Source organism: Bradyrhizobium sp., assembly GCF_049512235.1.
Lineage (GTDB): Bacteria > Pseudomonadota > Alphaproteobacteria > Rhizobiales > Xanthobacteraceae > Bradyrhizobium.
In genome coordinates this window covers 18855-28910 of the sequence record NZ_JBEKXH010000119.1, presented here as the reverse complement: position 1 = coordinate 28910, position 10056 = coordinate 18855, and the positions used below count along the sequence as shown (strand labels likewise).

Sequence of the window (10056 nt, the reverse complement as noted above, 5' to 3'; positions counted from 1 at the left end):
CCGAAGCCGTCGATCCGGAAACGAAAGAGGCCGAAGTCCCCATTATCATGTTCGACGGCTCGGAAAAATTTCCCGGTGAGACAAAACCGGAGGAGGAAGCCAAAGATCCGAACAAACCGGAAGAAGTGGAGATTTACGAATATCGTTTGCTGCACGAACATAACAATTGGCTCAAGACCCATTTCGGCACAAGCGGCGCGGTCAGCAACGACACTCCGCCGATGATCACGGGTGAAGAAGTCATCACCTGCGATAACGCCGAGTTCATCAAAACCAGGCTTGATGACGACCGCAAAGGTGCCGTCTTGTCGGTGCCGTTTTACGCGGCCAAAGGCGAATTAAAAGGCACCATCAGCGCCATCATCCGCACCAACATTCTACGAAGCCTGGTGCATGACGCTAACTTCGCTCTGGTCAATCCCGACTACAAATACGCCATCCTGCCGTCAACCCAAGGCCAGGCACTGCTTTCCAAGGACGTCGCCGATGCCGTCTCCGATACCAGCCTGCTTTATTCCGAAGTCATTCCGATTGAGGTCAATGACCCGCGCAGCCATTGGAGCGTTTGGGCCGGTTTCCCGAACAGCAAATTCACCGACAGCGCCGATGCCAAGGCAGTCGGCGCATTTGAAATGGCAGGTTACGGGGCAGCTTTACTCGTCGTCCTGCTCGGCAGCCTTATTTTCTATTTGAATCAGAGCAGCCGTAAACGCATCGAAACCAACAATGCCGAGCTTGAACGCAAACTTCAAGAACGCACCGATGAAATCCTCCGAGCATCCGAAGCCCAGGCCGAAGTGAGGGAACAGGCGGAGGCGGAAGCTCTGGAAATCAGGAAGAATGCGATTCTGGAAATGGCGGCGACTGTCGAACGCGAAACCGTCAAGTCGGTCAAAGAAATCGAGGACAAGGCAAGCGTTGTCGATCTTGCCGCCAACGACATGTCGAAAATCGCTACCAACGTCTCCGTCGACACGCAGTCGGTCAGCGCCGCCTCCGAGGAGGCTCTGACCAATGCCCAGACTTTGTCGGCTGCGGCGGAACAACTGGCCATGGCGAGTCAGCAGATCGCGGTCCAGGTGCGCAATACCACCGAGGTGACCCGGCACGCGGTGACCAGCGGTGAAAGCGCAATCGGCACGTTACAGTCGCTGACCGATGCGATTGCCAAAATCTCCGAAGTGACAAAACTGATCGGCGCCATCGCGGGGCAGACCAACCTGCTGGCCCTGAACGCGACAATTGAATCGGCGCGGGCAGGAGAAGCCGGACGCGGATTTGCCGTCGTCGCCGCGGAGGTCAAAAGCCTTGCGCATCAGACCGCGCAGTCGACCCAGGACATTGAGCGTCAGATCACCGGGATTCAATCGTTCGCAAAGGCCGCTGTCCTTGCGATTGACGAAGTCGGTGCCCGGATTCATGAGATCGATACCGCCGCGACCGCGATTGCGCAAGCGGTGGAGCAACAGGGAACCTCGACGCGAGAAATTGCAGAGAACGTCCGCCAATCCGCAATTGCAGCCCGCGAAGTATCGTCGAGGATGCACGGCGTCAGTTCCGGAGCGCAACAGGTTGATGGCCAGGCGAAGGGCGTTCGTGTGGCGATCGGCGAGGTCACCGAAAAGATAGCCGTTTTACAGAAACTTCTGGTGCGCACCGTTCGGTCCTCGACCGAAGACGCCAACCGGCGTGCCTCACCTCGCTATGCGGTTGCGGTAAAAAGTGAAATCCTTGACCGTCGCGATCAACGGTTTGACAGCGAATTGATCGACATATCCGCGACCGGTGCCCACCTGCTTTGCCAACTGGACATGCATCCAGGGGATACCGGAACTCTAAAACTTGCCGGACTGTCGATCGGGTTGCCATTTGTTGTCCGCGGCAGTCACTCCAAAGGTCTACAGGTCGAATTCCAGCTGACCGGCGGCTCGACCGAAACCTACCAAATCTGGCTGCGCGGCTGCGTTGAACGACTAGAGCTGAAGCAAGCTTCTTAGGACAATCAACATTGCCAAAAATTCGAAAAACGCAACTGTAACCCACCGCATTCGACAGAAAAGCAACGGCTCGCGCAACCTCACGAGGGTCAATAAGACGGCCAAACGGCTGTACAGCCGCCGCCTCTTTCAGCCAATCCGGGTTTCTACCGTGATACTGAACCTGAATCCTGTCTTCGCCTTCGGTGGCCATCCATCCGATGTTCAGACCGTTGACGCGGATACGGTTGCGCATGACCGCATAGGCCGTATTTTCCGTAAGCGTTGCCAGAGCACCTTTTGACGAACAATAGGCAGCGATGAACGGCTGACCTGCTTTGGACGACATTGAGCAGATATTGACGATATTGCCCTCGATCTTTTCCCGACGCATGATCTTTATGGTTTCCTGCATCAGGAAAAACGGACCGCGAACGTTGACATTGAAGATCATGTCAAACAATTCAGGCGACGTGTCGATGATCGTGCCGCGATCCGTTATTGCCGCGGCATTCACCAGGACGTCGACGCGGCCGAATTCGGCGTCAGCCTTGGCGATGACGGCCCGGCAATCTTCGATCTTGCCTAAATCGGCGGCGACGAACACAACCTTTGTGCCTGTGGCACCTTGAATCTCCTGGGCTTTTGCCTGTCCTTTTGACGCCGAGCGGCCGCAGGTCACGATGCCGGATGCGCCACGATCGGCGAATAACCTCGCAATTGCTGCGCCGAGCCCCTGTGCGCCACCGGTAATAACGGCAATTTTTCCAGTCAGCTTATTCATGACGATTGCCCTTCAATTCTGTAACCTGCTGCAGCAAGCGCCTGGGTCAAGGCGCGGTGACCAATCTTGGCGTATTCGGCCGGCGGCGCCTTTACAGGATCTTGTTCGGCCTCGACCACAAACCAGCCCTCATAGCCGTGGTCGGCGAGTTTTTTGAGGATGGCTTCAAAATCGAGCGAGCCGTCGCCAGGCACCGTGAAGGCGCCCTTGACGACCGCGTCAAGAAAGCTCTCTCTGCTGCGATCAAGCTTGTCGATCACATCCATGCGCACATCTTTGGTGTGAACATGCGTGATGCGCCTGTGGTGCTTGTCGATGGCGCGCATGACATCGCCGCCCGCAAAAGCCATGTGGCCCGCATCAAGAAGCAGCGGGATGCCTTCGCCTGAATGTTTCATGAACATGTCAAGCTCCGGCTCTGTCTCGATCACGGCGGCCATATGGTGGTGATAGGACAGAGGCATGCCCTGCCCGGCGCACCATTCGCCGAACTTCGTCATCTTGCGGGCATAGACCTTGATTTCGTCCTCTGAAAGCTGGGGCTTCGTGGCCAGAGGCTTCGAACGGTCGCCCTGAATGGTGCGGGCGCATTCGCCGTAAACAATACAGGGCGCGTTGACCGCTTTGAACAACGCCATTTGCGGGGCAATGCGTTCCTTTTCCCTTTCCATGTCACCGTCAAGCAGCAGACCCGAGAACCAGCCGCCGCAAATGCTCATTCTGTGGGCTTTCAGGATAGGGCCAAGCACTTCAGCATCCATCGGAAAACGGCGGCCTGTCTCCATGCCGGTGAAACCTGCCTCACCCGCTTGACGCAGACATTCCTCGAGCGAAACGTCGTCGCTCAGTTGCTCCAGGTCATCGTTCCACCATGCGATCGGAGCGATGCCCAACTTCGCTTTCATAAGAAAGAATCTCCGGCAATTTCGATGTTTGTCACTTGCGCAACGGCGGGATTAAACGCCGACACGCTGTTTGCTGCGGCCCTCGCGTTGGGCTTTTGAGGCTTCGAGAATACTCGCGCGGGCGCTGACCTGGGGCACGCCGACATCCCACCAGGCATCACCAGGTGTCCAGGTGAAGGCGTCCGAGACGATGGTCAAAACGGTGGTGCGGTCGGTTTTCCTGGCCCAGTCGACGGCCGCGCCGAGGTCGGCGAGGCTTTCGACCTTTCGTGCCAGCGCACCCATGGATTCGGCGTGCTTGGCAAAGTCCACGGCAAACGGTTCCTTGACGCGGCAATCCTTGATGAGGTTGTTGAAGCTCGCGCCGCCCTTGCCGTTCTGCAGGCGATTGATCACGGCATAGCCGCCATTGTCGCAAACGATCAGGATGATCTTGTGGCCGGTGAGAACGGTTGAATAGATATCCGAATTCATCATCATATAAGTGCCGTCACCCACCATGACGATCGGAACGCGGGTTGGGTCGGCCATGGCCGCACCCCACCCGGCCGCAATTTCATAGCCCATGCAGGAGAAGCCGAACTCGCAGTCAAAGGTATTGGGCTGTTTGACGCGCCAGTTCTTCATCACTTCGCCGGGCAGGCCGCCGGCGGCGGTGATGAGATAGTCGCGCTCGCCCGCATGAGAATTGACGATGCCAACCACCTGCGCATAGGTCGGAACGGGTTCGTTGGTGGGCCTTTGATAGGAATCGAGCGCTGCGTTCCAGTTGGCGAACGCGGACTTGCCGTGATTGGTCCATTTGGCGTCTGCCCTCCACCCTTCGAGGGAGACTGCCAGTTCGGCAAGGGTTTCGCGCGCGTCGCCAATGACCGCGAGGGCCTGATGCTTGGTCGCGTCAAAGCGCGCAGCGTTGATCGAGATGAATTTCGCCTCTGGCGCGAAGCACGTCCAAGAGCCGGTGGTAAAATCCATCAAGCGGGTGCCGACAGCCAAAATGACATCGGCCTCGGCCGCCAGGGCATTGGCTGAAGTCGAGCCAACAATGCCAATTGGGCCGATATGGGCCGGGTGATGGTGCGTGAGCGCACCTTTGCCCGCGATGGTTTCGGCAACCGGTATGCCGTGCTCCGTCGCAAACGCGCCGAGGACATCTTCGGCGCCGGAATAGCGCACGCCCCCGCCTGAAATGATCAGCGGCCGCTTGGCGCTCTTTAGAATTTCTAGCGCTTGAGCCAGGCGATCCTTGTCGGCGCGCGGACGCGGAATGGCATGGACGGTCGGTTTGAAAAAGGCTTCCGGATAATCCCAGGCCATTTCCTGTACGTCCTGCGGCAGCGCGATGAAAGCCGGGCCGCAATCCGCCGGATCGAGCAGGACAGCGACAGCCTGCGGCAGCGACGAGACAATCTGTTCCGGGTGGGTAAGACGATCCCAATAACGCGTCACGGCGCGGAAGGCATCATTGACATTGATCGAAGGGTCGCCGAAGTGCTCAACCTGTTGCATTACCGGATCGGGGCGGCGATTGACGAATGTATCGCCGGAAAGCAGCAAAACCGGCAGGCGGTTGGAATGGGCAACGCCGGCGGCAGTTACCATGTTGGTTGCGCCGGGGCCGACCGAGGAGGTGGCGACCATGATCTGGCGGCGGCGCTTGGCTTTGGCGAAGCCAATAGCGGCCAGCGCCATAGACTGCTCGTTCTGGCCACGCCAAGTCGGCAGAGTATCTTTTACGGCTTCCAAAGCCTCCGACAGGCAGGTGACGTTGCCATGGCCAAAAATGGCAAAAACGCCGGGAAACAGCATCTGCTCTTTGCCGTCGATGATCGTAAATTGATTGCACAAATAGCGGACCAAGGCTTGCGCCATGGTGCAGCGAACCGTCGACATGCGCCTTCCTCCCGAAATTCCGATACCTGCAACGGTGCATATTTGGTTTCAGGAGTATTTATTGTCCTCCTGTATCTGGGTCAAGAATCGCGCGATCTGCTGAAAAGCGGTCGACAACTTCGGATTATATTTGTAATGTTTCAAATGGCAGAGCCGCACAAGCGGCCGCGATCACGGGAGGTAAGCCTGACCGATCATTTCGTCATGTCCTAACGACCATGCGTCAGTCTGCTGGCGCTTGAAGTGCTGGCTCCTGAGGTTCAAATCACCTCGAAACGTGGTGCGGGGCGAAGTTACTCATATCCCTAACGCCCCTCGCGTCAGCGCATCCATGCGTGTCTGGCGAAGGCAATCGGTTGGGCTCGAGATAGACCGGAGTTTCCAATATGCTGCGAGTCGCGGTTCTCGGCGCTGGACGAATCGGGAAGATCCATGCGGCCAATGTGGCGGCAAATCCCATGGCAAAGCTTGTCACGATTGCCGATCCATACGGCACCGCGGCCAGGAGCCTCGCCGATCATCTTGGTTGTGAGGCCTCGCTTGATCCGATCACGGCGATCGAGCGGACCGATGTCGATGCCATTATCATCGGCTCACCGACAGATACTCATGTCAGTTTGATGCTCCATGCCGTAAAGATGGGAAAGGCCGTGCTTTGCGAGAAGCCGATCGACCTCGACATTGCCAAAGTGGATGCTGCTGTCCATGAGATTGAACGGCTCAACGGCCGCGTCATGGTGGCATTCAACCGTCGCTTTGACGCCAGCGCCCGGCGGCTCCGCCGATCGATCGATGCCGGCGAAATCGGCGACGTGCGGCAGGTCATCATCACCAGCCGCGACCCGGGATTGCCGCCGCGTGAGTACATGCGTCATTCCGGCGGAATTTTTCGCGACATGGTGATTCACGATTTCGACATGGCGCGCTGGCTGCTCGGCGAAGAGCCGATCGAGGTGATGGCGACGGCGAGCCGACTTGTGGATTCCGGGTTAGCGGATCTCGACGATTTCGACACAATCATGGTGCAGATGCGCACCGCTTCGGGCCGGCAGTGCCATATCAACTGCTGCCGCGAGGCGGTCTACGGCTACGATCAGCGGTTCGAAATCTTCGGATCGGCCGGCATGCTCCTCAACGAAAATCTGCGACCGACCACTGTTCGGCGTTGGGGTAAGACCGAAACCGAAGTGCGCGAACCGCTGCTGAATTTCTTCCTGGAGCGATATGCCGAGGCCTACAAAACGGAACTCGAGCAGTTTGTCGGCGCGCTCGAAAACGGTTCGCCGATGCCTACTACCCCGCATGATGGCCGCCAAGCGCTTCGTTTGGCCGACTGCGCCCTTGAGTCTGCCCTGACGGGCCGAGCTGTCAAAGTTTGAATTGAAAAAGGATTGCAACGACGTGCGTGACATCGGTGTAGGCGTCATTGGCACCGGCTTCATGGGCAAGGCCCATTCCTTTGCCTATAGGGCGGTTGCAGGCATTTTTCCGGGCAGCCTGCGTCCTGTCTTGCAATCAGTTGCAGATATCGATGGGCGAGCGGCAGAGCAAGCCGCCAGGCAATTTGGTTTTCACCGTTGGCGAGCCGATTGGCGTACTCTCGTCGAAGATCCAGATATCGAAATCGTCTCGATCACGACGCCAAATCTCGTTCATCGGGAAATGGCTCTTGCGGCGATCGCGGCGGGCAAGCACGTTCATTGCGAGAAGCCGATCGCGCCAAATGCCGACGCCGCAAAAGACATGATGGACGCCGCTGAAGCTGCCGGCGTCGTGACGCAGGTTGGTTACAATTATATCAAAAATCCGATGCTGAAACTTGCGCGTTCAATGGTTGCGGCCGGGGAACTCGGAGCAATCACCGGTTTTCGCGGCATTCACGCCGAAGATTATATGGCGGATCCCGAAGTTCCTTACAATTGGCGCGTGGATGCCAGCGGCGGAGCAGGCGCCATCGCCGATATTGGCAGCCATATCATCGGAATGGCCCGCTTTCTTCTCGGCCCCGTCAGCGAGGTCGATGCTGATTTGGAAACCGTGGTCAAAAGCCGGCCAATTACATCAGGCTCATCGCAGCGCCGCGCTGTCGAAGTCGACGATATTGCGCGCCTTACCGTGCGATTCGAGCGGGGATGCAGGGGAACGATCGAAGCAAACTGGGTGGCGACAGGACGAAAAATGCAGCTCGGCTTTGAGTTGACTGGCACAAAGGGGTCTCTTGTTTATACGCAAGAACGCCTCAATGAACTTCTTCATTATCGCGCGGGCGGCGATCCACGCCATAACGGTTACACCCGTATCGAGGCGGGGCCTCAGCATCATCCCTACGGGCTGTTCTGCGTCGCGCCGGGACACCAACTTGGCTTTAACGATCTCAAGACCATCGAGGTCGCTGAATTCCTCGAAGCTATCGCCGGCGGGGAGAGGCGCGGGCCGGATTTTCGCGAAGCTTGGGAAATTCAGAAGATTGTCGATACTGCGGTTCGATCATCCAAATCGCAGAGGTGGCAAGTAATAGAGTAGGCGCCGCAATCGTTGTCGCCGCGACTGCGGGGGAAACCCCGATTATGATAAACCAGTTGAACGGAAAGTGCCGGAAGAGCCGCATGACAGGGAGGTGCTAGAGTGGCGCTGCTCGAAGTTCGTAACGTATCGAAGAGTTTCGGCGCAATCCACGCGGTAAACGACATCAGCTTGTCGATCGAGCCCGGCGAGGTCGTTGGGTTGATGGGCGACAATGGTGCCGGCAAGTCCACCTTGGTCAAGCTGATTGCCGGGAATTTTCCACCAACGGACGGGGAGGTTCTCGTCGACGGCGAGGTCTGCCATTTCCATAAGCCCATCGAGGCGCGCGCCAAGGGCATCGAGGTCGTCTACCAGGATCTCGCCCTTGCCGACAATCTGACCGCCGCGCAGAACGTGTTCCTGGGCCGCGAGCAAAACAAGGGTATCTGGCCCTTTCGGGTGCTCAACAAACAGGCGATGATCGACCGCTCCGGCGAATTGTTCGACGAACTGAAATCCGAAACGCGACCGCGCGATCTGGTCAAGAAAATGTCCGGCGGCCAGCGCCAAGCGGTAGCCATCGCCCGCACCCGGCTTTCCAACGCCAAGCTCGTGCTGATGGACGAGCCGACCGCCGCCATCTCGGTGCGCCAGGTAGCCGAGGTGCTCGAACTCATCCGCCGTCAGAAGCACCGGGGCGTGGCGGTCATCCTCATCAGCCATCGTATGCCCGATGTGTTCGCGGTGAGCGACCGCATCATCGTCATGCGGCGCGGCACCAAGGTTGCCGACAAGGCAACCGCGTCGACATCGCCGGAGGAAATCACCGGCCTGATTACGGGAGCGATCCGTGCAGCATGATCTTACCAAAGCGCAAGAAACAGGTCATGCCGCAATTTCAGATGTGGTGGGGACCAAGGAGAAGACCCTTGTTGCGCGCCTCTTGTCGAGCCAGCCATTCTGGGTGACGATCGCGCTTATCGTGCTGGTCATGGTCATGGCCATCAATGAACCGACCTTCGGCACCACCGAAAATGCTGCCAATGTCACGCGCAACTTCGCGCCGATCGGGATTATGGCGATGGGGATGACCGTGGTCATCATTACCGGCGGCATCGACCTCTCGGTAGGGTCCGTGATGGGCCTGGTGGCGATTGTCGCCGGCCTGTTTCTTACTTGGCATTACTCCTGGTACGTCGCCTTCACGATGGGGATGATTGCCGGGCTTGCTTGCGGCATGGTCAACGGCCTTTTCGTGGCCTATGTCGGTATGCCTCCCTTCGTCGTGACGCTTGGTATGTTGTCGATGGCGCGGTCGCTTGCGGTGGTGTTTTCGGCCAACCAGATGCTCTATCAGTTCGGGCCCGACGCCCCGATCGTCAAGGCCATTGGTCAGGCAAAATGGCCTTTGCACGCGCCGGCCGGTTGGGCACCGCACTGGATTCCCGAATTGTCCTCGCATTTCTGGGTCCTGATCGGGTTGGCCCTCATCGTTGGCTATGTGTTCAATTCCAAGGCCTGGGGCCGCCATTTGTTTGCGATCGGCGGCAACGAGCAGGCTGCCCGGCTCACCGGTGTTCCGGTCGATTGGATCAAGTTTCAAGCCTATGTATTTTCCGCCTTCACCGCTTCATTGGCCTCTCTTCTGCTGCTCGGCTACAACGGCTCGGCCATCAATGCCATGGGGCAGGGCTATGAGCTGCGCGTCATCGCGGCGACCGTGATCGGCGGGGCCAGTCTGATGGGTGGGTCAGGCACCGCCTTCGGGGCTTTCATCGGTTCGGCCTTTCTCGAGGTCATCCGCAATGCCTTGTTGATGGCTGGCATCGATTCCAATTGGCAGGGCGCATTCGTCGGCGCTTTCATCATTCTCGCGGTGCTGCTTGGCATGCAAACTGGGGGCACGTCGATCACGACGGCCATCTTGCAGCATTTGTCCCCGAAGAAGCGCCGTTAGAAACCGAATTCACTGCGGGCAATCAGTGAAGGTCAA

Annotated in this window: 7 protein-coding genes and 1 pseudogene; 5 read left to right on the top strand and 3 right to left on the bottom strand. The window is 58.1% G+C overall.

Annotated features, from left to right (window positions below):
- On the top strand, positions 1 to 1997 hold a 1997-nt coding region (locus ABSG20_RS13535), incomplete at its 5' end, for a methyl-accepting chemotaxis protein (RefSeq protein WP_423865008.1).
- 46 nt (positions 1998 to 2043) lie between these two features.
- On the opposite strand, the pseudogene ABSG20_RS13530 reads toward ABSG20_RS13535, so the two are convergent.
- The 3 genes and pseudogenes from ABSG20_RS13530 to iolD form a co-directional block, all read right to left on the bottom strand.
- Positions 2044 to 2760, bottom strand: a pseudogene (locus tag ABSG20_RS13530) (SDR family oxidoreductase); the annotation flags it as partial.
- On the bottom strand, positions 2757 to 3665 hold the full coding sequence (gene iolE / locus ABSG20_RS13525) for a myo-inosose-2 dehydratase (RefSeq protein WP_423865007.1): 909 nt from the start codon (positions 3663 to 3665) through the stop codon (positions 2757 to 2759). The gene iolE and the pseudogene ABSG20_RS13530, both read right to left, overlap by 4 nt.
- A 51-nt stretch (positions 3666 to 3716) precedes the next feature.
- On the bottom strand, positions 3717 to 5537 hold the full coding sequence (iolD, locus tag ABSG20_RS13520) for a 3D-(3,5/4)-trihydroxycyclohexane-1,2-dione acylhydrolase (decyclizing) (RefSeq protein ID WP_423865006.1): 1821 nt from the start codon (positions 5535 to 5537) through the stop codon (positions 3717 to 3719).
- A 407-nt stretch (positions 5538 to 5944) separates the two neighbouring features.
- Between iolD and iolG the strand changes: the two genes are divergently transcribed.
- The 4 genes from iolG (at position 5945) to ABSG20_RS13500 (ending at position 10020) form a co-directional block, all read left to right on the top strand.
- The gene (gene iolG / locus ABSG20_RS13515) at positions 5945 to 6937 is read left to right on the top strand and encodes an inositol 2-dehydrogenase (RefSeq protein WP_423865005.1); all 993 of its coding nucleotides are present in this window, start codon (positions 5945 to 5947) and stop codon (positions 6935 to 6937) included.
- A 22-nt stretch (positions 6938 to 6959) separates the two neighbouring features.
- A complete protein-coding gene (locus ABSG20_RS13510; RefSeq protein ID WP_423865004.1) occupies positions 6960 to 8081 on the top strand; it encodes a Gfo/Idh/MocA family protein in 1122 nt (373 codons plus the stop codon).
- Positions 8082 to 8183: 102 nt separating this feature from the next.
- A complete protein-coding gene (locus ABSG20_RS13505) occupies positions 8184 to 8924 on the top strand; it encodes an ATP-binding cassette domain-containing protein (protein WP_423865003.1) in 741 nt (246 codons plus the stop codon).
- Positions 8914 to 10020, top strand: a complete 1107-nt coding sequence (locus ABSG20_RS13500; RefSeq protein WP_423865002.1) for an ABC transporter permease — start codon at positions 8914 to 8916, stop codon at positions 10018 to 10020. The genes ABSG20_RS13505 and ABSG20_RS13500 overlap by 11 nt, the downstream gene beginning before the upstream one ends.
- Positions 10021 to 10056 lie beyond the last annotated feature (36 nt).